This window comes from Mycobacterium asiaticum DSM 44297 (genome assembly GCF_000613245.1).
GTDB lineage: Bacteria > Actinomycetota > Actinomycetes > Mycobacteriales > Mycobacteriaceae > Mycobacterium > Mycobacterium asiaticum.
Genome location: NZ_HG964937.1, coordinates 245,405 through 268,064, shown reverse-complemented (window position 1 = coordinate 268,064; position 22,660 = coordinate 245,405). Strand labels below are relative to the sequence as shown.

Sequence of the window (22,660 nt, the reverse complement as noted above, 5' to 3'; positions counted from 1 at the left end):
CGGGAGGCAAGCCGATATTCCTGGGGGCTAATCGTTGTCCATGCTGCCCGGTGTCGTCTTGGACACCTGCACCAGGAACTCATAGTTCGTCTTCGTCTTACGCAACTGCGACATCAGCAGGTCGATGGCCTGGTGCGAGTCCAGCCCCGACAAGACGCGCCGCAGCTTGTGCACGATGCCGAACTCGTCGGGCGAGAGCAACAGCTCGTCCTTGCGGGTACCCGAGGGGTTGACGTCGACCGCGGGGAACACCCGTCGCTCGGAGATCTTGCGGTCGAGCTTGAGCTCCGCGTTACCGGTGCCCTTGAACTCCTCGAAGATCACCGTGTCACCGGTGGAACCGGTCTCGACCATCGCGGTGGCGATGATGGTCAGCGACCCGCCTTCCTCGATGTTGCGGGCAGCGCCCAGGAAGCGCTTGGGCGGGTACAGCGCGGTGGAATCGACACCACCGGAGAGGATCCGGCCCGACGCGGGTGACGCGTTGTTGTAGGCGCGGCCCAATCGGGTGATCGAGTCCAGCAGCACCACGACGTCCTTGCCCTGCTCCACGAGCCGCTTGGCGCGCTCGATGGCCAGTTCTGCTGCCTGGGTGTGATCGGACGGCGGGCGATCGAAGGTGGAGGCGATGACCTCACCCTTGACCGAACGCTGCATATCAGTGACCTCTTCCGGGCGCTCGTCCACGAGCACGACCATGAGATGGCATTCCGGGTTGTTGCGGGTGATCGCGTTCGCGATGTCCTGCAGGATCGTCGTCTTACCGGCCTTGGGCGGCGACACGATCAGCGCACGCTGACCTTTACCGATCGGCATGATCAGGTCGATGACCCTGGTGGTCAGCCGGTCGGGCGTGGTCTCCAGCCGCAAGCGCTGGTTGGGGTACAACGGTGTCAGCTTTTGGAAGTCGGGACGCTTCTTGGCGTCTTCGACCGGTCCGCCGTTGACACTGTCCAGCCGTACCAGCGGGTTGAACTTCTGCCGCTGGTTGGGCTGCTCGCCGTCCTTGGGCACCCGGACGGCGCCGGTTACCGCGTCACCGCGGCGCAGTCCGTTCTTACGCACCATGTTCATCGACACGTAGGACGTCGTGCGGGCCGGCCAAATAGCCGGACGTACGCACGAAGGCGTAGTTGTCCAGCACATCGAGGATGCCGGCCACCGGTTGGACGACGTCGTCCTCGCGCAGTTCGGCTTCGCCGCCACCTTCGCCGGTCCGCTCACCACGGCGCCTGCGGTCGCGGAAGCGGCGTCCGCGCCGGCCGCCGCGGCCCTCGCCGTCGTCGTCCTGCTGGTTCGAGTTGCCCCGCTGCTGGCCACCGCCCTGCTGGTCACCGCCCTGGTCGCTACCCGAGTCGGACGAGCGTTCGTCGGACTTGGCGTCGCGCTCGGTCCGGCGCTCCCGGTCGCCTCGTTGCTGCTCGTCAGGTTTGTCAGACTTGCCGGCACTCTCGGAGCTCTCACTCTTGCCCTGCTCGGCCGCACCGGCCTGCCGGTTGGCGCTTCGCCGTTCCCGGCGACGCGGCTCGTTGGGCGAGCCGTCCGGCGTGTCCTGCGCCGCGGATTCCGGGGCGGACTCCTGTGCTGGCTCCGGCGCCTTTGACTCCTGTGACTCCGGGACGGCAGCCTCCTGTGCGGACGGCTCGTTCGGCGCCGGCGTATCTGCTTTCACGGCCTCGGCGGTCGGCGTGTCGCCGGACGGCTTGCCGTTCGCCTGCCCGCGAATCTCCTGGATCGCGGCAATAAGCTCGTTCTTCCGCATGCCCGACGTGCCCTTGACGCCGGCTTGGTTGGCCAGGGCGCGCAGTTCGGGCAACACCATGGTGGCCAGTGAGCCCGTCGGCGCGTTGGTTTTCGCCGCTGAGACAGCCTCTGAGACATCGGAAGTTGGTGTGGTCACGGCGCCCGACAGATTTTCGGAATCGGTGCTTTCGCCAGCCGTGATGAGGTCCGTATCAGTCACGGATTTCCTTTCTTGCCCCGCCTGATCACGTCAATCGGGGATTTCTGCATTGGACAGGCAACCAGGCGATTCGCCGAGTGCGCCCAATAATCGACTCTGAAACGATGGTCGCCAGGATCTGCGACGAAGTCCGAGAAGAATTGGTGTTTGTCCTAGCGTCAACGCAGTATGGATGCAGATGCAGATGCTGCAATTGCTGGACGGGTCCGAGGATAACCCGCATCCTGGCGGGAAGCAAGCAACCCACCGGCACCCTGGGGATCAACCCGAGACTGTCACTCCCGGCTTCCAGCGAACTCCGTCGCCGGCCGTCATCTTCTTGATCGCGAATCCGTTCGCGGTTCCGTATTCCACCGCTTCGACGGGCAGTTCCGGCTCGGTACTCAGCACGATCAGCGAAGGACCAGCCCCGGACAGCGCCGTCGCCACATTAAGACGCCGCAGCAGTCCCATATATTCCGCAGAAGACGGCATCGCCGGTGCACGTTGCGGTTGATGGAGCACGTCTTCGGTGGCGGTCATCAGCAGGTCCGGTCGCTGGGTGAGCGCAACGACCAGCAACGCGACGCGGCTGACGTTGAACCGGGCATCCTCGTGGCTGACGTGGGCCGGCAACAGGACTCGCGTCTCGGCGGTCAACGACCGCTCCTGGGGGATTGCAGCGAACAAATGAATGTCTGGATGCAACGGCAGTGACACCGCCGCATAGTCTGGCCGGCCATCGTGCCGGTCGACCCAGGTAACCACCGCTCCCCCGAGCACGGCGGCCGCGGCGTTGTCCGGATGGCCTTCGAACTCCGACGCCAGCTGGATCAGCTCGGTGTCGCTGAGTGGTTTCGAATCCGTCTGTACCGCAAGGCCGTTGACGGCGGCGAGACCGCTCACCACGGCCGCCGCCGAGGAACCGAGCCCCCGAGAGTGCGGAACGTCGTTGCGGCACCGGACCACCAGCCCGGCGGCGCGTAAGCCGACCGCATCCAGTCCGCGTTGGATGGCACGCACCACAAGGTGGTCAGGACCGAGCGGCACCTGGCCGGCGCCCTCCCCCTCGACGACCACCACCAAACCGGAACCCGTTGTCTCCACGACGATCTCGTCGCACAGACTCAATGCCAGTCCGAGGCTGTCGAATCCCGGGCCGAGGTTGGCGCTGGACGCCGACACCACGGCACTCGCCACCAGGCCCGCGGGCAGGACCGTCGCGGCGTCGACCACTATTGCAGGCCCAGCTGCTCGACGACCAGGACCGGGTCGACCGGGAGTGGGGACACCTTCGGCATGTCCTTCAGTGCGGTATCCGGATCTTTGAGGCCGTTACCGGTGACCGTGCAGACCACGGTCGATCCTCGCTGCACCCAACCGTCGTCGATCGACTTGAGCAGGCCCGCGATACTGGCCGCCGACGCCGGTTCGACGAACACCCCTTCGGCGCTGGCGACCAGGTGGTATGCCGCCAGGATCTCCTCGTCGGTGGCGGCCAGGAAACGCCCGTTGGACTGCTGCTGGGCCTCGACCGCCGCGGTCCACGACGCCGGGGCGCCGATGCGGATGGCGGTGGCAATGGTCTCGGGATTGGACACCGGTTCCCCATGCACCAGGGGCGCCGCGCCGGCCGCCTGCGTGCCCAGCATGCGGGGCAGCTTGTCGATCAGCCCGTCGCGGTGGTACTCGGTATAGCCCTTCCAGTAGGCGGTGATGTTGCCGGCGTTGCCGACGGGCAGCGCGTGCACGTCGGGGGCGGTGCCAAGCGCATCGGCGATCTCGAAGGCCGCCGTCTTCTGGCCTTCGATGCGCACCGGGTTGACCGAGTTGACCAGCGAAATCGTCGGGAAGTCGTTGGTCATCTTGCGGGCCAGTTCCAGACAATCGTCGAAATTGCCGTCGATCTGGATGATCTTTGCGCCGTGCATGACCGCCTGCGCCAGCTTTCCCATGGCGATCTTGCCCTGGGGAATCAGCACGGCACAGGTGATCCCGGCCCGGGCCGCGTAGGCCGCGGCCGACGCCGAGGTGTTCCCGGTGGACGCGCACAGCACCGCCTGCTGGCCGCGGGCCAGCGCGTCGGTGACGGCCATGGTCATGCCCCGGTCCTTGAAGGAGCCGGTGGGGTTGAGGCCCTCGACCTTCAGATGGATGGTGCAACCGGTCAGCTCGGACAGCCGCGGTGCCGGGATGAGCGGCGTCCCGCCCTCGAACAAGGTGACCGGCGTCCAGTCGTCGCCGACCGGCAACCGGTCCCGGTATGCCGCGATCAGGCCCAGCCAGGGTTGGTGCACGGCCGTTCGCGGGGCGCTCATAGGTCGGTTCCTTCCAGTCGCAGCACGCTTTCCACGCCCTGCACGACGTCCAGGTCGGCCAGCGCGTCCACGGTTTCGGACAGCGCGGCGTCGGTTGCCTGGTGCGTGACCACGACGATTCGCGCGCCCACCCGCTGGCCGCCTTGGTCCACCACGCCTTCCTGGCGGACTTCGGCGATGCTCACCTCGCGCTTGCCGAATTCGGCTGCCACCGCGGACAACACGCCAGGCTTGTCGGCGACGTTCATGCTGACGTAGTAGCGGGTCGCGATGAAACCCATTGGCGCGATGGGCAGTTGGGCGTACTTCGATTCGCGGGGGCCACGGCTGCCGAGCACCCGGTTGCGCGCCGCCATCACCAGGTCGCCGGTCACCGCCGAAGCGGTGGGCGCCCCACCGGCCCCCTGGCCGTAGAACATCAGCCGGCCGGCGGCCGCGGCCTCGACCACTACCGCGTTGAAGGCCCCGTTGACCGAGGCGAGCGGATGCGACAGCGGCACCAGAGCCGGGTAAACACGGGCCGAAACACGTTGCTGCCCTTCATCTGTGGTGATGCGTTCGCAGATGGACAGCAACTTGATGGTGCACCCCAACGACTTGGCCGACTCGAAGTCGTCGGGGGTGATCTTGGTGATGCCTTCGCGGTACACGTCGTCGGCGGTCACCCGGGTGTGGAAGGCGATCGACGCCAGGATCGCCGCCTTGGCCGCCGCGTCGTACCCTTCCACGTCGGCGGTCGGGTCAGCCTCGGCGTAACCCAGCGCGCTCGCGTCGGCTAGGGCCGTGTCGTAATCAGCGCCGGTGCTGCCCATTTCGGACAGGATGTAGTTGGTGGTGCCGTTGACGATGCCCGCCACCCGCAGCACCGTGTCACCGGCCAGTGACTGGGTCAGCGGCCGGATGACCGGGATGGCTCCGGCCACCGCGGCTTCAAAATACAGGTCCACGGCTTCGCTTTCGGCGGCAGCCGCCAATTCCCCGCTGGCGATGGACATCAGCGCCTTATTCGCGGTGACAACGGACTTGCCGTGCTTGAGAGCGGACAGGATCGCTTTGCGGGCGGGCTCCACGGGGCCCATGACCTCGACGACGATATCGACATCGTCGCGCGATACGAGTTCGTCGATGTCGTCGGTCAGCAGTTCCTCCGGCACGCCGCGGTCCGCCGCCACGCGACGAACCCCGATGCCGCGCAGCTTCAACCGGGCGCCGATGCGGCCTGCCAGGTCATCGGCGCTCTCATTGATGATGCGCACGACTTCGCTGCCGACGACACCCAACCCGAGTACCGCTACACCAATAGCCTTTTCGTCACCGGCCACGGGTCACCTCACCTCCAAACTCAGCAGATCGTCGACTGTCTCGCGACGCAAGATCAAGCGGGACTTCCCGTCGCGCACCGCTACCACGGCGGGGCGACAGATCATGTTGTAGCGGCTCGACAGCGAATAGCAGTAGGCGCCGGTGGCCGCCACCGCAATCAGATCGCCGGGCCGAATGTCGTCGGGCACCCAGGTGTCGCGCACGATGATGTCGCCGGTCTCGCAATGCTTCCCGACGAGGCGGGCCTGCGTGGCGGGCGCATCACTGACGCGCGAGACCAGCCGGGCATCGTACTGCGCGTCGTACAGCGCGGTGCGGATGTTGTCGCTCATCCCGCCGTCGACGCTGACATAGCGGCGATGCGCACTGGCACTGACATCGACGTCCTTGACGGTGCCGACCTCGTACAGCGTGATGGTGCCCGGCCCGGCGATCGCGCGGCCGGGTTCGACCACCAGCTTCGGCGTCGGCAGTCCGGCCGCGGCTGACTCGTTGCTGACGATGGCGCTCAGCTTGGCCGCCAGCTCGGCGATCGGTGGGGGATCATCGGCTGCCAGATACGAGATGCCCAGTCCCCCACCGAGATCGATGGTAGATACCTGAGTGGTCTTATCGACGCCGAATTCTTCGACAATCTGACCCAGCAGCCCGATGACGCGGTGTGCGGCGATCTCGAAGCCCGCGACGTCGAAGATCTGCGAGCCGATGTGGCTGTGCAGACCGACCAGTCTCAGGTGATCGGCGGCGAACACCCGTCGCACCGCGGCCATCGCCGCGCCGCTGGCCACCGATAGCCCGAACTTCTGGTCTTCGTGGGCGGTCGAGATGAACTCGTGGGTGTGCGCCTCCACGCCGACGGTCAGACGCACCAGCACGTCCTGGACGATCCCGGCCTCAGCCGCGATCGCGTCCAGCCGCTCTATCTCGAGCATCGAGTCCAAGACGATATGGCCGACGCCGGCTTTCACCGCGGCGGTGAGCTCGCCGACCGATTTATTGTTGCCGTGCAACGTGATTCGTTCGGGTGGAAAGTTCGCGTGCAGCGCGACGGCCAGCTCGCCGCCGGTGCAGACGTCCAGCGAGAGCCCCTCCTGCTCGATCCACCGGGCTATCTCGCTGCACAGGAAGGCTTTGGCCGCATAGTGCACGTGGACCCCGCCACCGAATGCGGCGGCCGTCTCCTGGCAGCGCGAGCGGAAATCGTCCTCGTCGATGACGAACAGCGGCGTCCCGTACTCGGCGGCCAGCTCCGTGAGCTTGACACCGGCGATGGCTGCTACCCCGGTGTCGTCACGAACAGTGTTGCGCGGCCAGACATTCGGAGCCAGCCGAAGCAGCTCCTCGACCGATTGCGGGCGGGGCGGGCTGCTGACGTGCCGGCTGTCCTCGGCGTGCCGAGGTCCGGCGGGATGGACGTTCACATTCTCTCCGGGGCGGTGACTCCGAGGATGGCCAATCCGTTGGCGATGACCTGGCGGGTGGCCTGACACAGCGCCAGCCGTGCGGTGTGCAGGTCGGTAGGCTGCTCGTCGCCTTGCGGCAGCACCCGGCACGAGTCGTAGAACCGGTGGTAGTCGCCGGCGAGGTCCTCTAAGTAACGGCATACCCGGTGCGGTTCGCGTAGGGCCGCCGCGGTTTTGAGCACCCGCGGAAACTCGCCGATGGTGCGCAGCAGCGTGCCCTCTTTGTCGTGGCTGAGCAGCTCGAGGTGGCCGGTGTCGGGGATCAGGCCGAGTTCGGCGGCGTTGCGGGCTAGGGCCGAGAGCCGGGCGTGCGCGTATTGCACGTAGTAGACCGGGTTTTCGTTGGACGCCGAGGACCACAGCGCCAGGTCGATGTCGATCGGGGTGTCCACCGAGGATCGGATCAGGCTGTACCGGGCGGCGTCCACGCCGATGGCCTCGACCAGGTCGTCGAGGGTGATCACGGTGCCGGCCCGTTTGCTCATCCGGACCGGTTGGCCGTCGCGCACCAGGTTGACCATCTGACCGATGAGGACCTCGACGGTGGCCGGATCCTCGCCGAATGCGGCGGCCGCGGCCTTGAGCCGCGCGATGTAGCCGTGGTGGTCGGCGCCCAGCATGTAGATGCACAGGTCGAAACCGCGGGCGCGCTTGTCCAGGTAGTAGGCGAGGTCACCAGCGACGTAGGCCGGCTTGCCGTCGCTCTTGATCACGACGCGGTCTTTGTCGTCCCCGAAGGCGCTGCTGCGCAACCACGTTGCGCCGTCCTTTTCGTAGATGTTGCCGCTCTCACGCAGTTTCGCGATAGCCTCGTCGACGCGGCCGCTGGTGTGCATCGAGTCTTCGTGGGTGTAGACGTCGAAATCGGTGCCGAACTCGTGCAACGACTCCTTGATGTGGGCGAACATCAGGTCGACGCCGATCTCGCGGAACGTCTCGCGCATTTCGGCCGGCGGCAGGCTCAGCGCGTCGGGTGATTTCTGCAACACCTGTGCGGCGATGTCGATGATGTAGGTGCCCGCATACCCGTCTTCCGGGGCCGGCTCGCCCTTGGCCGCGGCGACCAGGGAGTCAGCGAAGCGGTCGATCTGTGCGCCGTGGTCGTTGAAGTAGTACTCGCGGACCACGTCGGCGCCCTGGGTCGTCAGGAGCCGGCCGAGCGCGTCGCCGACGGCGGCCCACCGGGTGCCGCCGATGTGAATGGGCCCGGTGGGGTTGGCGGAGACGAACTCCAGGTTGACGTGGTGGCCGGCCAGCAGCTGGGAGTGACCGAAGCTGTCGCCGGCGTCGAGGACGTCGTTGACGATCTTGGCCTGGGCGGAGGTCTCCAGCCGCATGTTGATGAAGCCCGGTCCAGCCACCTCGGCACTGGCGATGCCGTCGGACTTTGTCAGCGCCTCGGCAAGCCATCCGGCCAGCTCACGGGGGTTGGCGCCGACCTTTTTGCCGAGCTGCAGGGCCAGGTTGGAGGCGTAATCGCCGTGCTCGGGGTTGCGCGGGCGTTCGACGGTGACCGTCTGAGGCAACGCGGACACGTCGAGGTCATGCTCGGCCAGCACCGCGGTGGCGGTGATTTTGAGCAGCTCGGCGAGGTCGGCGGGGGTCACGAGCGTCCATCCTATTGGCTGAGGGCCTCGCGCCCCGAATCCATTACCGGTGGTCGGACGATCACCCGGATGCGTTAGTCTGGCGGGGCTGTTCAAGCCCCATGGCGCGACGAGTAGTGAGTGCGCCCCCGTAGCTCAGGGGATAGAGCGTCTGCCTCCGGAGCAGAAGGCCGCAGGTTCGAATCCTGCCGGGGGCACTCGTGGTTTGATTCGGCCTCGGCCGGGATCGCCATCCAACGAGCGGGTAAGCACCTCGGTGCGGGTGAGCCACAGTATGCCGCCGGGTTCCGCAACAGTGATCGACGGCTTGCTCTGCGGCCCAACCGGATAACGGACGAGATCAGCTGGCGTAGCATCGCAAGTCCAAGCAGGTCGGGCCGGTTCGCTGCACGGTCAGCATGAAGGGGACCTCGACGAGCGCTGACGATCCGATGCCGAAGCCGCTTCCTGAGCCCCCTCCTCGTCCCTCGATATCGGGCCACAGCGGCCGTCGTGGCCCGATGGCCGAGCCAGTGGAGCCGGTGGTGATCGGTGCGCTGTTGCCGTCGGACGTCAGCAGATGCGCCGAGTTGGACGCCGTTCTGTTCGCGCGCGACGAGCCCTGGTCGGCGGCCATATTCGAACGCGAACTGGCCAACACGGACGGTTATTTCGTGAGCGCGCGCACGGCCGGAACGCTGATCGGTTACGGCGGCATCGTGCGTTTGGGCTCCACGGGCTTCACCGGTGTGTCGTTCTACGAGGTGCGCAATATCGGTGTGGACCCGGCGCACCAAGGACACGGCATCGGCCGCCGGCTGTTGAACGAGCTGCTGGAATTCGCCGCGGGCGGCACCGTATATCTGGAAGTTCGCTACGACAACGAAGCCGCCATCGCGATGTACCGCGATGTGGGATTCGACCAGGTTGGCCTGCGCCCCGGGTACTACAACGGCGTCGACGCGTTAACGATGCGGCGCGAGCCCCGGGTTAGCACCCAAAAATCGTCCTAGCCCAGTTGCCGCCGGTAGCGGCGAACGGGCACATGGCCCCTGATCTTGACTTCGACATCAGCGCCGGCACCCCCGACCTCTTTTACGGTGAATTTGTACAGATCGCCCAGCGGACTGCCCAGCATAGGTTCCCCCAGCTCCTCGACATACCACTGCACCCCCGGCTGGTCGCACGGCGGCCTCGATGCCCTGTTCTCGTCGAAGTGCCACTTCACGTCTGGATTGCCCGCAGGGAATTCGATGTTGTCGTCGCGCTTGATCTCCGCAGCGGGAATCGTGTCAAAATCCTGGCCCGTCGTCACCGCTATGAGGGTAGTCCTGGGAGGACGGTCGACCTCAGACCCTTGGAACGGCGCCGCCCAAACGATCGGGGTAAAGCGCGGCACTGGCTTGCACTCCCGGAGCACGCCCAAATTCAGCGCGGCTTGCGCAGCATCGGCCAGATTGGCGGCGAACCGCCGGCTTGGATAACGCCGAGCTCCTCAAACCCGTGCGCGGCGTAGAGCCGCCTGTTGCGAGGGTCGGTCGCTTCGAGGTAGGCGGGCAAGCCGTCACGGTCGCAGCGCGACGCAGCGTGCCGCAGTAGCGCCGAGCCGAGGCCGCCGCCCAGCTTGGGCGCGTCGACGCCGATCAGAGGGAGGTACCAGTGTCGTTCCGTTGGGTGGTATTCGCCCATCTGCCCCAAGACGCCAAAGACTTCTTCCTGGTTGTGGTCCGGTACGGCCTCTACCGCAATGGACGCCATCGCCTCGTCGTCCGAACCGACGTCGGGTGGCAGCCACAGGGCCACTCCTGCGCAGTCACTGACCGAGTCGGCAGTGCCGGCCACGAAGGCATTCCCGGCCAGAGCACTCACGAATTGCGGCCAGTACGTCAAGTAGCGACTTGCATCAGGCAGAAACCAGCGGGCGACGGGATCGCTGCTGAACGCGATCGTAAGAGTGGCGATCGCGCTGCGCTCGTCGGTAGTCGGAGTTACTCGGCTAGCCTCCGAAGTTCTCATGCGCTGACGATACGCACGGTTCGTCCGATGAAACAGCGGCTCACACCGCTGGAAACTCCCCGCGCCACTGCTGTGGCGCGGGGAGCCTTTTGGAGCGGGTTAACTCGCCGGAGCGGGAAGCCCACCCGGCACCGGGTTAGACGGCGACTCGCTTGGGGTCGCGCCCTCCGGGATATTCGAAGTCCAGATGAGGATGTCCTGGAGCCCGTCGTTGTAGACGACACCGTTGGCCGGGGCACCCGTCACGTCGAAGTAGAGCGTGCCGGTCGATTCGCTGCCTTGCGGGATGGGCGCCGGGTTCAGGCCTCCTGGGACCTGTGCCTTGTCGATCAGCTTGTAGGTCTGACCGTTGGGTCCGCGGGCGCTGAAGTTCTTGACCATCGGCGTGACCGTGCCGGCGTCCGACCTGGCGGTGATGTCCGCCTGGTAGAGGGTGCCCTTAGGGGTGTAACCCGGAATTGCGACAGTGCTGGGCTGCAGATTGCTCACCGTGTAAGTGATAGTCATTGGCCCGTTGATCAGCTGTTGACTCGACCCGAAGGGCTGGACATTCGGCGGCGCGGCAGAGGCGACTCCTGCGCCGAATGCGGCTGCCGCAGCTATTCCCACAGCACAAATGACCGCCTTGAGGGTGGCGATGGTGAACCTCACGATGGGCTCCTTTTATTTACTCCGCGATTGTTCGAGCGGTCGCCCAATTGTCGGCGGGGCGGACCGCACTTTAGTGGCATAACCAAAAGCAGCTGCCCCAAACCTTTTTGCCTCGGAAATTGCGTCGCCAGGTGCGGATCCGACAAGTCAAATCGAATGGTTCTGCCGAGCAACGGGATTGACTGATTCTTGCCGTCAGACCGTGGGCAGTCTCATGACGTATCCCGCCTCGAGCGCTACCCACAACGCACCGTCGGGTCCGATCGCCAGCCCGTGCGGCTCGCTGCCCGCGGGCAGGTCGATCAACGTGACCTCACCGTCGGCGCTGACACCTGCGATCTGGTCGCTCCCCCACAAGCTCACCCAGACACCGCCGGTGGGATTGGCGACCACCGCGTGCGGTTTGCCCGGCAAATCGAGTTCTTGGATGGCGTCGTCGATCGGGATGCGACCGAGCTTGTCGGCCAGGATCTCGGTGAACCACACCGCGTCGTCGTGTGTGGCGGCTATGCCGACTGGACCGGCGCCCGGCGACGGCAGGTCGCGAATGATGAGGTCGCCCGACGGCTCCAGTCGGCCGATGGCATTGGCCTGGTTCAGTGTGAACCACAGCGCTCCGTCGGGACCGGTGGCGATCATCGACGGCGTACCGCCTGGGGCGGCCACCTCCGTCACTGCCCCGTCGACGTCGATCCGACCCACCACACCGGACGTCATCGCGGTGAACCACAGCGCCCCCTCCGGCCCCGCTACGAGGCCGAAAGGAGCACTGCCACTGGCCAATTCGAAGGCGCTCAGGTCACCGCCCAGGCTGATGCGCCCGATCCGGTCGTCACCGGTTCGGGTAAACCACAATGCACCGTCCGGTCCCGCGACGATGATCGACGGCTTACTCTGCGGCGCAACGGGATACACATCGAGGCCACCATCGCTCCTCACGCGAGCGATCGAACCGCTGTGCACCAGCGTCACCCACATTGCACCGTCGGGCCCTACGGTCAGCGCGTACGGCCCGCCCGTCACGGGGACTTCGAGAATGCGGTTCACTCGAGCGAGCCAGGGCTCGAGTCGGTCGCGGTTCTGCTGAGCCCCATCGGTTCGTTATCTGCTTGCATCACTGAGCCACCGACCCCCCGTCGCGGATTCGACTGTTGCACTCGCCATGGCGTTTTGCCGACCAACCTACTGAAAGGCCTCGGTAGGCGGCACCTTAGCGATACGCTGACGCGATGCGGGAAAACGCCGCAACCGCGACTCGCTTGCTCGATGTTATGGAACGCGACATCCTGCCAATGACCGCGCGGGGAGTTGCGCAGGGCAACAAGGTCTTCGGCGCCGCCTTGTTGCGAAAGTCCGATCTGTCGGTCGTCATCACGGGCACCAACGCAGAGACGAACAATCCGCTGCTGCACGGAGAGATCAGCACGCTGAACCAGTTCTACGAGATGCCGGACCGGCCGTCGACGCGCGATTTGATCTTCCTATCCACACACGAACCGTGCCCGCTGTGCCTATCCGCCATCACCTGGGCCGGATTCGACAACTTCTACTACTTCTTCAGCTACGAGGATTCCCGGGACGCGTTTGGTATTCCCCATGACCTCCGGATCCTCAATGAAGTGTTCGGGGTGGAAAACGGCGACTACCGGGCGAGCAACGCCTTCTGGTCGGCGTATTCGATTCCGGAACTGGTCAACACCGAACCGCAGCAAGAACGCGAATCGCTCCGTCAGCGGGAGCAGCAAATCCGGGCCCGCTACGCGGAGCTTTCTGACCAATATCAACTCGCCAAGACCGGCAACAACATTCCGTTCAACTGACTGGCGCAAAGCCCTTGCGACGGCCCCCTCACCGGCTGACAATCGGTTGATAGCGAATTGATTGAGAGCCGCCGTTATGACCAATTCTCGCGTTCTCCTGGCGGCTGCCGTCGCGGTCGCCCTCGGCCCGGCAATCCCGTTAGCGATACCGGGTGTTGCGTCAGCCTCGGCATTGGCCGATGGAACGTACCGGTTCGACTTCGACGGCAGTAAGCAGACGGTCGACGGTGCGCCGAAGCCAACAGGTTCGCACTCCACATTGATCGCTATGCGCTCCGCCTGCCCACCTTCCGGATGCGTCGCGACTGCCTGGGACACCTCGATCGGCCCCACCTGGCTGCAACCACCCGAGGAAGGAGCGCTCGTCTTCCGCGAGAACCGTGACCAGTGGGTGGCGACCAGGTGGAAAATGTTCACCTGCAACAACACGATCAAGCAGGGGACCGAAACTCTCTCCTTCCAAGTGAAAGCCGACGGAACCTTTGTGGGCGTCAGCACTCAATTGGAGGCGCCCTGCGCACCCATCGTCATTCCGTTCACCGCGACGCGGGTCGGTGATGTGGGCCCGGATGTCCAGGTGGCCGACCCCAATAGCGCATAAACGGGCATCCTGGAATGCCACATAAAGTACATGGTTTTCTGAATACAGAATTTTTTGTACTATTGCCGCATGCTGCAGGTAAGCCATATCGATGCGCTGGCACGCTTCGGCCATGCGCTGTCCGACTCGACCCGGACCCGGATCCTGCTCAGACTCAACCGTGAGCCCAGTTACCCGGCGCAGTTGGCCGACCAAATCGGCGTCTCGCGCCAGATCCTGTCGAATCACCTGGCTTGCTTGCGCGGGTGCGGCCTCGTCGCCGCAGTTCCGGAAGGTCGCAGGATGCGTTACGAGCTCGCCGACCCCCGGATCGGTCACGCGCTCGACGACTTGATGGGCCTGGTGCTCGCGGTTGATCCGAACTGCACGTGACGCGACAAGGAATGCTGATGTCCCGAATCACCGCACAAGCCCGTGCCGTCTACCGCAATGAGATGGCGGCAGCCAAGGGCGCACAGACAGCCGACGCCCGCTGGCATCACCTCGAACGCGCACACATCCTTTCGCAACCGGACCCCTGGCTACACACCCACAACCACATCGCGATGCTGATTCTCGCGATCCGCCAACGCGACCGACGGGAAGCCTTCGGACAGGTGGTCCGAATCGTTTTGGCGGCTCCCGGATCACTAACCGGCAGATATCCCGAGGGCAATACCGGCCGAACCTCGGCCGGGCTCATGACACCGATGCCCATGCCGCCGGACCTCGCCAAAGCCCTTGCCGGATAGCCTGTGAGGCACAGACCTTCGTCCCGACTCCGATGAGGTGGTCAACGTGACAGGTACGCAACGCGGCGACGCCGGTGACCGATCGCTGATCGAAGACGCGCTCAATCACGTCCGCGATGCGGCACCCGTCGGCTGGCAGCGGGTGCGCGTCGAATTCATGTCGGCCGCCGAGCCGCCGTTCGCACGAGGATGGGCGGTGGTCGGCTCGGACACCCTGCCGGTGCCGGTGCTACCCCAAGCCCTCGAGCTGCTCACGGAATATCAGCGCCGCGCCGTGGCCGGCGATGGCGCCGGATTCCGCAAGGTCATCGTCGAATGCGACTACCTGGAGGCGGTGAGCGTGCACACCGTACCCGCGCACACGTCCGGCGGGGCGGCGGGCTCGGGCGGCGAGCGCGGCGGCCGGCTCCGCAGAATGTGGTCGCGTCGATAGCGGACGCGCCAAACCGCGATTCCCGGAATAGGTGACATGTCACGCATGTTGCAGGGTGCATCCGCACATGCGAGCGACGAAGGGAATCGATGATGGGTCAATTGGACGGCAAGACGGCTTTGGTCACTGGCGGCACTTCCGGCATCGGACTGGCCACCGCGCAGCGACTGGCGGCCGAAGGAGCGCACGTGTTCCTGACCGGACGTCGCCAAGATGTCCTCGACGAGGCGACCGCCTCCATCGGCGAAGCTGCTACTGGGGTGCGCAGCGATGTCTCGCGGCCCGAGGAGCTCGACGCCGTGGCCGCAGCGATCCAGGAGCGCGGACGCGGCCTTGACGTTGTTGTCGCGAACGCCGGCGGCGGAAACTTCGCAGCGCTGGGCGACATCACCGTCGAGAACTTCAACGACACCTTCTCGACCAACGTCGGCGGCACACTGTTCACCGTGCAGAAGATGCTCCCGCTGCTGAACCCCGGCGCCTCGATAGTCCTGACCGGCTCCACGGCGGCATACAACGGGACGCCCGCGTTCAGCCTTTACGCAGCCAGCAAGGCGGCGATCCGCTCGTTCGGGCGGACGTGGGCCGCGGAACTGGCCGACCGCGGGATTCGGGTGAACACCGTCGTCCCGGGTCCGGTGGAGACACCCGGCCTCAAGGGCCTCGCACCCGCTGGGTCTGAACAAGAGTTGCTCGATGCCGAAGCGGCCAAGGTGCCGATGCGCCGGCTCGGACATCCCAGCGAGATTGCCGCGGCGGTTCTGTTCCTGGCGTCAGAGGAGAGCAGCTTCATGACCGGCGCCGAGCTGTTCGTCGATGGTGGCGCAGAACAGGTGTGAGCTATTCGGAAGCCTGCGGCCCGAAATCAGGCTTGGGAAGGGCCCCTTCACGCAGGATCGTTTCGTAAACAGCGGTCAGTATCTCAGCGAGCTGACGCTCCTGTTCAATGTCGATGCCGGCGAAGAACAGCCGCTTCACGTGAGCAGCGTGTTTGGGGGCGGCCCTGACGAGTTCGTCTTCACCTTGTGAAGTCAGCACCACGTCCGTGCCGCGCCGATCACTGTCCGAGGCAACGCGATCAACCAGACCGCGTCGGCTCATCCGCTGCAGGTGGTGTGACAGCCGGCTGCGCTCCCAGCCGATGACCGTCGCCAGGCTGGACAGCTGGGCACGGAGCCCGGGCGCATTGGACAGGGCGTTCAGCACGGTGTAGTCGCTGAGCGACAAGCCGCATTCAAGTTGGAGTTGCCGGTTCATCTCGTACTCGAGGCGATGGTAGACCCGCATGTAGCTCAACCACGCCTCTTGTTGCAGCCGGCTCATGCGGCCGGAATCCGTGGACGAGCTGCCCGAGTCAGTTCGCATTCAGCGAGACCCGGCCCACTTCGGCCAAAGCCGATGTCCCCCGGGGCTGTTCGAAGATCACCACCGCCTTGCGGCCGTGGATCTCCAGCGTCGCGATGGTATTGCCGAACAGGGGTCCGCAGACGTTGGCCCACCTCATCGGCGGCGACGGAATACCCTGCCTGCGCAACCACCACCGGGCGAAAGCGGCGGCGGGTCGAGTCCAGCCGAGCATGAAAGCCGGTTTGATGAACAGCGGCACGTAGTTGTGCACGGGCGAACACACCAGCTGGTGCACGGTCGCTGCGTCCGGTTCCACTCCTTCGAGTTCGGCGCGCGCGGCGTAACTGTGGTGGACATCGCCGGACAGCACGCTGATGGTTGCCGGGCCTTGGGGATGATTTGCGATCCGGGCGATCATCTGACCCAGCCGCACGAACGACCTGCGGAACGCCGGCCAATGCTCGAAATCCACCTCCTGGCGGATCTTTTCGGCGAACCGGCCCCGCCGGCCGGGGCGGTCCGCCGCGTACTCGTTGAGCGACTCCAGGTCGCCGATGGCCGGTGGCATCAACCACGGCACCGACGACGCCAGCATCAGGTGGTCGTAGCGATCCGGGTGTTCCTCGGCATTGGACTCCACCCAGGTGAATTCCTCGTCGCCGATCATCATGCGCTCGCCATGCTCCAGGATGCGACCGTTGCGCGAGTCGATCATGATCAGCCGGGTGCGGCCCAGCTCCCAGCGGTAGCTGAAGCGAACTCCCTTGTGCGAGTCGACTTCTCGGTCCGCTCGCTCGGCCAGTTCGGCGAGGATCGGCCAGGCGTCGCCGTCGGCGGCGAGCAGGCGCTGAACGTCTTGGTCGCCAGCCAGGTCCTCGGGACTCAGGTTGCCCAGGTGTTGATACACCCAATACGACGCCAACCCCGCCTTGATCCGCTCACGCCACCACGGGACCTTCACCATTTCGGCCCGCCACGGAGCCGAGGTGTTCCAATCGTCGCGGATGTCGTGATCGTCGAAGATCATGGCGGTCGGCACCGTTGACATGAGCCATCGGATTTCGGGGTCGCCCCATGAATGGCGATACAGCCGTTCGTACTCGCCGAAACTGACCACCTCGTCCGGTGGGCGGCGGCCGCGCCTGTTCCGGCGCATCCGGCGGTCGGCCACCCGACGCTGCTCGTCGGGCGGCAATTCGTCGGCATAGAGCTGGTCGCCGAGCATGATCGCCGCATCGGGCCACTCCTGGATCGGTAGGCCGGCCATCCGCCCCGCATAGCAATCCAACGCGTCGAGCTTCAGCTTGGCCTCGAGCCTCTTGTCATCGGTCTTCGGGTAGCGGCACGAGCCGAAGATCGCCCGCACCCGATCGGCGCCGCCAGGGCCACGGGTCCGGATCACACTCGGGGGGAACTTCGCGAACTCTGGATCCTCCAGTGGCCACACGGTGCGGCCGTCGACCCGCACGTGGTACTCGGTCACACTGTCGGGGGCCAGACCCGTCACCAGGACGAGGGCGAAGTGGAAGCCCTGCACCTCGAAGGTCGGCGTCGAACAGCCGAGAATCTCGACGGTGCCCGGGCCTTCGGTCTGCACCCAGATCAACGCCGTCGTATCCGAGACGTGCCGCAACGCCGGACCAAGGACTAACCCCATCAAACTCACCTTATGGGTACCTTCCGTCGCTCGGAAGCGTCCGGACCTAATCCGGGGAACGTAGCGACAACGCACGACAACGCAGCGATGGGTGCCGGTCGCTGAGTTTTCGCGCAGCCTGATTGAAATCTGCCGAACCCCTGTAGGTATTCGCTATGAACACTCAGACAAGGCGAGTAAGCTGCGATTTTGCCGATACACTTTGGCTACATTGCCCATGGGCAATGAAATTTTGGCGTGAGGCAGCGACATGTTCAGAAATGCAGTACTTGCGGTGGTTGCACTAGCATCAGGGGTTTTGTTCAGTCCAGCGCTGCCAGTGGCCGGCGCCGAAGTACCGAAAATGCAGGGCGTCTACGCGTACACCGAATCCGACGGCGTGGCCGCGACCTGGACCATCACCACGACGTGCGCACCGGACTGCGTCGCACATGTCACGACCGCGCCCGGGCACGGGTTCACCGCTCCTCTGGTCAATGGCCGGCACACCGTCACGCGCAGCGTGCCCGACGGCGTGACATGCCCGCCATACCAGCTCGGCGACAACGGCTCGTTGTGGAGCGGCGGCACCTGGCCGGTGACGGTTCGGCAATGGTGGGACCCGGTCACCTTGAACGGCGGGGTCGATTTCCTGGACAGCCCGTCACCCTGCGGAATTCCGAACCCACGGACCTCATTCACGCTCAGCCGCATCAGCTAGCAACCGTCAAGAATTCTCCAAGAAGTCCCCAAGGACTCCCCTGCAATCTGGTTCTCAACACCCCGCTTCGGCGGAGGAGACCAAAGGGGAGAGGGACATCATGGCGAACCAATCACGCCGGCACCTGCGGCCGGTACGCGACGTCACGGCACCGAAGCTGCAGTTCCGCACGATCCACGGCCACCGCCGCGCCTTCCGCATCGCGGGCTCCGGTCCGGTCATCGTGCTGCTGCACGGCGTGGGCGACAGCTCCACCACGTGGGAACCCGTGCACGCCAAGCTTGCCCAGCGCTTCACCGTCATCGCCCCTGACATGCTGGGGCACGGCGAGTCGGACAAGCCCCGCGCCGACTACTCGCTGGCCTCCTTCGCCAACGGTCTGCGCGACCTGCTCACCGCGCTCGAGATCGACCGCGTCACGCTGGTCGGGCATTCCCTGGGCGGTGGCGTCGCCGCACAGTTCGCCTACCAGTACCCACAGTTCGTCGAGCGCGTCGTCCTGGTCAGCGCCGGCGGTGTCACCAAGGACGTGAGCATCGCGCTGCGCTTGGCCGCCATGCCGCTGGGCGCCGAGGCACTGTCCATGCTCAGGCTGCCGGGAGCGGTGCCCGCGATGGGACTCGTCAGCCGTGCCGTCGGCAGCGTGGTGGGCTCGACCCGATTCACCCGCGACGTCGCCAGCCTGCCCCGCCTGGTCGGCGGGCTCAGCAAGCCCGGTGCCGTGTCGGCCTTCGCCCGCACGCTGCGCGGCGTCGTCGACACCCAGGGCCAGTACGTCACCATGCTGGACCGCAGCTACCTGATGCACGGCCTGCCCGTGCAGATCATCTGGGGCGAGGACGACCTGATCATCCCGGCCAGCCACGCTCGGCTGGCACACCGGCAGATCCCAGGCTCGCGGCTGGAGATCCTGCCCGAGTCGGGCCACATGCCGCACGGTGACCACCCGGACCGCTTCGTCCAGATCGTCCACCAGTTCATCGACTCGACCGAACCCTACGAGTCCGACCCGGAGCTCGTGCGCAAGGCGCTGCAGACCGGCGTCGCGCAATACGCCGAGTACTCACCGGCCGACAGCGACCTCGCCTAACCCGAACAGCGATTCGCGCGCGGCATGATGTCTTTATGGCCGTGCCGCAACGCTCTCGTCGGGCGCTGGACACCGGCCGCAAGGCCCCAGCGCTGCTGCGCTGGATCGCCGTCGTCGGCGCCGTGCTCGGGGCCATCCTGTACTCGAACTGGGTATTGGAAGTCGTCTTCACCCGCACATTGCCCGACCCCGATCTCTACATCAGCGAACTCGCCGCGGCCGATCAGCCGTACGCCGAGTGGTTTCGGTCCTGCGATCTGGCGGCGGCAGTGGTCCTTGCCATCGCGGCCGCCGCCGCCCTGGTAGGCGTCCACGGCGGGCGATGGAGTCGCCGCGGCTGGTGGGCGCTCGTGCTCTTCGCCGCCGCGACGGTACTGGACAGCACCCTGTGGCGGCTCGTATGCGCACCCAGTTCCGACGCCGTGTGCGCAGCCCGGGAAGGCGCGCGCACCGTGCCCATCGGCCATCAGCTGCATTGGTTCAGCAGCGGGACCGTGCTCTTCGCCGCGGTCGCATCGTTGTTCGCATTCGTGCTGGCCGATTCACGCGAGGGAGCACCGCCGCGAGTTCGTCGCATCGGGCGGTTCATGTTGGGTGCACTGATCGGATCCGCGATACTGACCGGGATCGCGATCCTGATCGACAGCGCCGACGTCATCGGCGTGGTCGGGATCGCGCAGCGGGCCGAGCTTGTAGTGTTCGCCGGCTGGCTGATCTATGTCGCGTTGCGCACCGCCCGCGCGCCCACCCCATGACGGACCGCGTCGAGGTCGAGACCGGCGGCTACCGGACGCGGATCCTGGTCGACGGACACACCGGTCCCGTCGTTGTGCTGTGCAGCGGCCTGGGAGGCCGCGCCCTGCACTGGCGCGACACCGCGGCGTGCCTTGCCGGCGACCACACGGTCGTGCGCTTCGATCGGCCGGGCGCTGCGGTGACACCGCCTTTGGGCGGCCGCCGCACGGTCCGGGCGGAAGCCGATCGGATCGCGGCCGTGCTCGACGCCGTGCAGCGCCCCGATGAGGCGTGCTGGTGGGGCATTCGGTCGGGGGCTTCTTCGCCGAAGCCTTCGCGCGGCTGTATCCGCACCGCACCCGCGCATTGCTGCTGCTCGATTCCAGCATCGCCCCGGACCGCCGATGGCTGCCCACCCTGCCGCTACCGACCAAGCTCGCCGCCGCCACCGCCGTACTGCGCGCGCTGGACACGCTGCGGCTGCGCCGGCCGCTGAGCCGGGTGGGCCTTCACCTGGTGCAGCGGCGACAACCCGGCGGCCTCGACACCCAAACTCATCGCGAAATACGCTGTGCCGCAACAGACTCCGGATTTCCCCTGGCGGTGCTTGCCGAATACCTCGGCTACCACGAGCTCGCGGACGAGCTGTGCACACTGCGGGCCATCTACCCGCTCCCGCCGGTGCCGCGGATCGTCGTTACCGCCCACACCGGTTGGCGCACCCATCGCTGGCGCACGCAGCAGATCCGATTGGCCGCAGCGCTCGGCGCCGAGCACGTCACCATCGCCCCCGCCGGACACCTCGTCATGATCGAACGGCCGCTGGCCACCGCCGAGGTGATCCGCCGGATCGGACAAATTGAGCCCACGCAGTAGCGGTGATGCCGCGTAAGATTCGCCCAAATATCCGCGCTCGAGCTCGCTGAGCAACGGCGACGTGGCGGCCGTTGTCGGCCGAGGAGGGGGCACGACCGTGGGCATGCGGGACATGATCCGAGGCGAGTTCGTCGACATCATCGAATGGCTCGACGATACGAACACCACCCTGGCGTGGCGATTCCCGCGGTATGACAACGAGATCAAGAACGGGGCGCAACTGATCGTCCGCGAGGGCCAGCGCGCCATGTTCGTCTACCGGGGTCAGCTCGCCGACCAGTTCACTCCCGGCCACTACACCCTCACCAGTGAGAACATGCCGATCCTGGGCACGCTGCAGGGTTGGAAGTACGGGTTCAACAGCCCGTTCCGGTCCGAGGTGTACTACGTCAACACCCGGCCGTACCCCGACTTACGCTGGGGCACACCGCAACCGGTGACTGTGCGAGACCCGGACTTCAAGATGGTGCAGGTTCGCGCCAACGGCACCACGGTGGTCCGGGTGACCGACCCGACCGCGTTCCTGCGGCAGGTGCTGGGCACCCAGAGTGTGGTCGACATGGATCAGATCACCGAACTGATCCGCCGCAACATCGCTCTCGCGTTCAACGACATGGTGATGGGCAGCGGCGTCGGCGCCATCGATCTACAGGGCCGCCAAGTCGAGTTGTCGGACAGACTGCGTGAGTTCGTGGCCCAGCGCGTGCAAGCGTTCGGCCTCGGGATCGATGCGGTCACCATGACGATCTCGCTGCCCGAGGAGATCCAGCAGGCGATGACGCGCGGGGTGGCGCGCGGTCTGGAGGAGAGCAGCTTCCTCAACAACGTCGGCGACCTCGACCGCTATGCGCGGGCCCGTCAAGCGGACGCGATGTTGGCGGCGGCCCAGAACGAGGGCGGCGGCGCCGCGGGTTCGGCCATTCAGGCGGGCCTGGGTGTGGCCCTGGGCGCTCAGATGGCCAATGCGGCGCAGGGCGGTTACGCCCAACCGCAACAATTCGCGTCACCGCAGCCACCGATGCAAGGCGCCCCTCCCCCATTACCGCCACAACAGCTTTTCCATTTCGAGCAGGCCGGCCAGCCCGCCGGCCCCTACCCCGTCAACGCGCTGCGACAATTCGTCGCAAGCGGGCAACTCACCCGGGACACGGTGGTGTGGACCGAAGGGATGCCGAACTGGGCCCCGGCGTCGACCGTGCCCGCGCTGCAAACGCTGTTCAGCACACCACCGCCCCTGCCGGGCACCCCTCCGCCGTTGCCGCAGCAATGACCTTCGATCCGGGGCCGCCGCAGCCGCCACCGCTTCCCCGCCGGCCCGGTCCGCCGCAGCCGCCGCCGTTGCCCCAGGACGCCAGCCCGGTCCCCCGCCAG

General features: G+C 66.1%; 23 protein-coding genes, 1 tRNA gene and 1 pseudogene. 13 read left to right on the top strand and 12 right to left on the bottom strand.

What is annotated here, in order from left to right:
• Positions 1 to 27: 27 nt before the first annotated feature.
• From rho to argS, 6 genes and pseudogenes are all read right to left on the bottom strand, one after another.
• Positions 28 to 1,963: pseudogene (rho, locus tag BN972_RS11775) on the bottom strand (transcription termination factor Rho).
• A gap of 261 nt (positions 1,964 to 2,224) precedes the next feature.
• Positions 2,225 to 3,178 carry a homoserine kinase gene (gene thrB / locus BN972_RS11770; protein WP_036357852.1) on the bottom strand — a complete coding sequence of 318 codons (954 nt, stop codon included), beginning with the start codon at positions 3,176 to 3,178 and terminating at the stop codon, positions 2,225 to 2,227.
• Positions 3,178 to 4,260 carry a threonine synthase gene (gene thrC, locus BN972_RS11765; protein ID WP_036357850.1) on the bottom strand — a complete coding sequence of 361 codons (1,083 nt, stop codon included), beginning with the start codon at positions 4,258 to 4,260 and terminating at the stop codon, positions 3,178 to 3,180. Before thrC ends, thrB begins: the two co-directional genes overlap by 1 nt.
• Complete coding sequence (locus BN972_RS11760) at positions 4,257 to 5,582, bottom strand: homoserine dehydrogenase (protein ID WP_036357847.1); 1,326 nt, start codon at positions 5,580 to 5,582, stop codon at positions 4,257 to 4,259. Before BN972_RS11760 ends, thrC begins: the two co-directional genes overlap by 4 nt.
• Before the next feature lie 3 nt (positions 5,583 to 5,585).
• Positions 5,586 to 7,004, bottom strand: a complete 1,419-nt coding sequence (lysA, locus tag BN972_RS11755; protein ID WP_036357844.1) for a diaminopimelate decarboxylase — start codon at positions 7,002 to 7,004, stop codon at positions 5,586 to 5,588.
• Complete coding sequence (argS, locus tag BN972_RS11750) at positions 7,001 to 8,653, bottom strand: arginine--tRNA ligase (protein ID WP_036357841.1); 1,653 nt, start codon at positions 8,651 to 8,653, stop codon at positions 7,001 to 7,003. The genes lysA and argS overlap by 4 nt, the downstream gene beginning before the upstream one ends.
• A 124-nt stretch (positions 8,654 to 8,777) precedes the next feature.
• Here argS and BN972_RS11745 point away from each other — a divergent pair.
• Both BN972_RS11745 and rimI read left to right on the top strand, forming a co-directional pair.
• Positions 8,778 to 8,850 (top strand) — tRNA-Arg (locus BN972_RS11745).
• Between the two features lie 303 nt (positions 8,851 to 9,153).
• The gene (rimI, locus tag BN972_RS11740; protein WP_036357838.1) at positions 9,154 to 9,645 is read left to right on the top strand and encodes a ribosomal protein S18-alanine N-acetyltransferase; all 492 of its coding nucleotides are present in this window, start codon (positions 9,154 to 9,156) and stop codon (positions 9,643 to 9,645) included.
• Here the strand turns inward: rimI and BN972_RS11735 are convergent.
• The 4 genes from BN972_RS11735 to BN972_RS11720 form a co-directional block, all read right to left on the bottom strand.
• Positions 9,642 to 9,947 (bottom strand): hypothetical protein, encoded by a 306-nt coding sequence (locus tag BN972_RS11735; protein WP_036357835.1) that lies wholly within the window; start codon positions 9,945 to 9,947, stop codon positions 9,642 to 9,644. The genes rimI and BN972_RS11735 overlap by 4 nt on opposite strands.
• 113 nt (positions 9,948 to 10,060) lie before the next feature.
• Complete coding sequence (locus BN972_RS11730; RefSeq protein ID WP_036357831.1) at positions 10,061 to 10,648, bottom strand: GNAT family N-acetyltransferase; 588 nt, start codon at positions 10,646 to 10,648, stop codon at positions 10,061 to 10,063.
• A gap of 99 nt (positions 10,649 to 10,747) precedes the next feature.
• Positions 10,748 to 11,299, bottom strand: coding sequence for an MPT63 family protein (locus BN972_RS11725; RefSeq protein ID WP_036357827.1), 552 nt, complete (start codon positions 11,297 to 11,299; stop codon positions 10,748 to 10,750).
• 195 nt (positions 11,300 to 11,494) lie between these two features.
• Positions 11,495 to 12,337, bottom strand: a complete 843-nt coding sequence (locus BN972_RS11720) for a virginiamycin B lyase family protein (protein ID WP_425320240.1) — start codon at positions 12,335 to 12,337, stop codon at positions 11,495 to 11,497.
• A 191-nt stretch (positions 12,338 to 12,528) separates the two neighbouring features.
• Here BN972_RS11720 and BN972_RS11715 point away from each other — a divergent pair, with 191 nt between their 5' ends.
• The 6 genes from BN972_RS11715 (at position 12,529) to BN972_RS11690 (ending at position 15,723) form a co-directional block, all read left to right on the top strand.
• Complete coding sequence (locus BN972_RS11715) at positions 12,529 to 13,119, top strand: deaminase (protein WP_036357822.1); 591 nt, start codon at positions 12,529 to 12,531, stop codon at positions 13,117 to 13,119.
• Positions 13,120 to 13,195: 76 nt separating this feature from the next.
• The gene (locus BN972_RS11710; RefSeq protein WP_036357819.1) at positions 13,196 to 13,720 is read left to right on the top strand and encodes an Rv2253/PknI dimerization domain-containing protein; all 525 of its coding nucleotides are present in this window, start codon (positions 13,196 to 13,198) and stop codon (positions 13,718 to 13,720) included.
• Between the two features lie 69 nt (positions 13,721 to 13,789).
• On the top strand, positions 13,790 to 14,092 hold the full coding sequence (locus tag BN972_RS11705; protein ID WP_036357816.1) for an ArsR/SmtB family transcription factor: 303 nt from the start codon (positions 13,790 to 13,792) through the stop codon (positions 14,090 to 14,092).
• Positions 14,093 to 14,109: 17 nt separating this feature from the next.
• On the top strand, positions 14,110 to 14,451 hold the full coding sequence (locus BN972_RS11700; protein ID WP_036360697.1) for a DUF3703 domain-containing protein: 342 nt from the start codon (positions 14,110 to 14,112) through the stop codon (positions 14,449 to 14,451).
• A 46-nt stretch (positions 14,452 to 14,497) separates the two neighbouring features.
• Complete coding sequence (locus tag BN972_RS11695; protein WP_142277092.1) at positions 14,498 to 14,884, top strand: hypothetical protein; 387 nt, start codon at positions 14,498 to 14,500, stop codon at positions 14,882 to 14,884.
• A 92-nt stretch (positions 14,885 to 14,976) separates the two neighbouring features.
• Positions 14,977 to 15,723 carry an SDR family NAD(P)-dependent oxidoreductase gene (locus tag BN972_RS11690; RefSeq protein WP_036357810.1) on the top strand — a complete coding sequence of 249 codons (747 nt, stop codon included), beginning with the start codon at positions 14,977 to 14,979 and terminating at the stop codon, positions 15,721 to 15,723.
• A gap of 1 nt (position 15,724) precedes the next feature.
• On the opposite strand, the gene BN972_RS11685 is transcribed toward BN972_RS11690, so the two are convergent.
• A complete protein-coding gene (locus tag BN972_RS11685) occupies positions 15,725 to 16,207 on the bottom strand; it encodes a MarR family winged helix-turn-helix transcriptional regulator (RefSeq protein WP_235192439.1) in 483 nt (160 codons plus the stop codon).
• Between the two features lie 31 nt (positions 16,208 to 16,238).
• The gene (locus BN972_RS11680; protein ID WP_036357805.1) at positions 16,239 to 17,888 is read right to left on the bottom strand and encodes an alkaline phosphatase D family protein; all 1,650 of its coding nucleotides are present in this window, start codon (positions 17,886 to 17,888) and stop codon (positions 16,239 to 16,241) included.
• A gap of 298 nt (positions 17,889 to 18,186) precedes the next feature.
• On the opposite strand from BN972_RS11680, the gene BN972_RS11675 reads away from it, so the two are divergent.
• From BN972_RS11675 to BN972_RS11655, 5 genes are all read left to right on the top strand, one after another.
• Complete coding sequence (locus BN972_RS11675) at positions 18,187 to 18,588, top strand: hypothetical protein (protein ID WP_142277093.1); 402 nt, start codon at positions 18,187 to 18,189, stop codon at positions 18,586 to 18,588.
• Positions 18,589 to 18,688: 100 nt separating this feature from the next.
• On the top strand, positions 18,689 to 19,678 hold the full coding sequence (locus BN972_RS11670) for an alpha/beta fold hydrolase (RefSeq protein WP_051545389.1): 990 nt from the start codon (positions 18,689 to 18,691) through the stop codon (positions 19,676 to 19,678).
• 35 nt (positions 19,679 to 19,713) lie between these two features.
• Positions 19,714 to 20,433: a DUF998 domain-containing protein gene (locus tag BN972_RS11665; protein ID WP_051545387.1), complete on the top strand. Its 720-nt coding sequence runs from the start codon at positions 19,714 to 19,716 to the stop codon at positions 20,431 to 20,433.
• Positions 20,434 to 20,710: 277 nt separating this feature from the next.
• Positions 20,711 to 21,289 (top strand): alpha/beta fold hydrolase, encoded by a 579-nt coding sequence (locus BN972_RS11660; RefSeq protein ID WP_158497694.1) that lies wholly within the window; start codon positions 20,711 to 20,713, stop codon positions 21,287 to 21,289.
• A gap of 103 nt (positions 21,290 to 21,392) precedes the next feature.
• Positions 21,393 to 22,559 carry an SPFH domain-containing protein gene (locus BN972_RS11655; protein WP_235192438.1) on the top strand — a complete coding sequence of 389 codons (1,167 nt, stop codon included), beginning with the start codon at positions 21,393 to 21,395 and terminating at the stop codon, positions 22,557 to 22,559.
• The last annotated feature ends 101 nt before the right edge of the window (positions 22,560 to 22,660 follow it).

Bases quoted from the DNA above. Each gene is read 5' to 3' on its own strand.
- thrC (WP_036357850.1), bottom strand. From the start codon at position 4,260: ATGAGCGCCCCGCGAACGGCCGTGCACCAACCCTGGCTGGGCCTGATC.
- rimI (WP_036357838.1), top strand. From the start codon at position 9,154: ATGGCCGAGCCAGTGGAGCCGGTGGTGATCGGTGCGCTGTTGCCGTCG.
- BN972_RS11730 (WP_036357831.1), bottom strand. From the start codon at position 10,648: ATGAGAACTTCGGAGGCTAGCCGAGTAACTCCGACTACCGACGAGCGC.
- BN972_RS11715 (WP_036357822.1), top strand. From the start codon at position 12,529: ATGCGGGAAAACGCCGCAACCGCGACTCGCTTGCTCGATGTTATGGAA.
- BN972_RS11710 (WP_036357819.1), top strand. From the start codon at position 13,196: ATGACCAATTCTCGCGTTCTCCTGGCGGCTGCCGTCGCGGTCGCCCTC.
- BN972_RS11705 (WP_036357816.1), top strand. From the start codon at position 13,790: ATGCTGCAGGTAAGCCATATCGATGCGCTGGCACGCTTCGGCCATGCG.
- BN972_RS11700 (WP_036360697.1), top strand. From the start codon at position 14,110: ATGTCCCGAATCACCGCACAAGCCCGTGCCGTCTACCGCAATGAGATG.
- BN972_RS11690 (WP_036357810.1), top strand. From the start codon at position 14,977: ATGGGTCAATTGGACGGCAAGACGGCTTTGGTCACTGGCGGCACTTCC.
- BN972_RS11685 (WP_235192439.1), bottom strand. From the start codon at position 16,207: ATGAGCCGGCTGCAACAAGAGGCGTGGTTGAGCTACATGCGGGTCTAC.
- BN972_RS11680 (WP_036357805.1), bottom strand. From the start codon at position 17,888: ATGGGGTTAGTCCTTGGTCCGGCGTTGCGGCACGTCTCGGATACGACG.
- BN972_RS11670 (WP_051545389.1), top strand. From the start codon at position 18,689: ATGGCGAACCAATCACGCCGGCACCTGCGGCCGGTACGCGACGTCACG.
- BN972_RS11665 (WP_051545387.1), top strand. From the start codon at position 19,714: ATGGCCGTGCCGCAACGCTCTCGTCGGGCGCTGGACACCGGCCGCAAG.
- BN972_RS11655 (WP_235192438.1), top strand. From the start codon at position 21,393: ATGCGGGACATGATCCGAGGCGAGTTCGTCGACATCATCGAATGGCTC.